Raw genomic sequence first — 718 nt, forward strand, 5'->3', positions numbered from 1 at the left:
GGGACGCTTTCGTGGGCAAAGGTACATGACAGCGTCGCACGCCTTACCCGCGCTTGTGCCTATGATCGCGCCGGAATTATGTGGAGCGAGCCGAAGTTCACGTCGCAGCACGCCGATGCCGTGGCAGAGGATCTTCGGGCCGTCCTGACCGCGGCAGGAGAGAAGGGACCTTTCGTTCTGGCCGGCCATTCGATCGGTGGGCCTTACAGCATGGCCTACACCCGGAAATTTGGTGATGAAGTCGCGGGCCTGGTGTTCGTCGATGCCTCGCATCCGGATCAGGTCGCTCGGTTCGCGGAGGTAGCGAACACACCGCCGGACTCCATCAACGAAGCTATGCAGATCGCGTCGAGCCTTGCATGGACCGGGATTATCCGCCTCATGGCGACGGCTGACGGAGCACATGATGTTCCGGTACGCGTCACGGAGAAGGCCAAGGCCTTTGTAAGTACATCGCTAGCGGCCGTAGTATCCGAGAAGATGAATGTCGACCGGACGCTGGGGGAGGCCGGCGGTCTTCGCACGTTGGGTGACCGTCCGTTGGTTGTGCTCACGGCAATGGCACCACTCGGCAATGACGCTTTAAAAGCAGAGAACATGTCTCGGCAGGCGGACACGCGTCGTCGTGAAGTTTGGAGGAAGCTGCATGACGACGAGGCTTCCTGGTCAACGCGCAGCCGTCATCAGCTGGTGGCTGATTCCGGACACTATATCCAGT

At 60.3% G+C, this 718-nt stretch carries 1 protein-coding gene; it reads left to right on the plus strand.

The window, feature by feature from the left end:
- Window positions 1-718, plus strand: a 718-nt coding sequence (locus C5L12_RS27770) for an alpha/beta fold hydrolase (protein ID WP_105375177.1), incomplete at both ends; no start/stop codon positions are given.

Origin of the sequence: Neorhizobium huautlense (genome assembly GCF_002968575.1) — a bacterium.
In the GTDB taxonomy this organism is placed as follows: domain Bacteria; phylum Pseudomonadota; class Alphaproteobacteria; order Rhizobiales; family Rhizobiaceae; genus Neorhizobium; species Neorhizobium huautlense.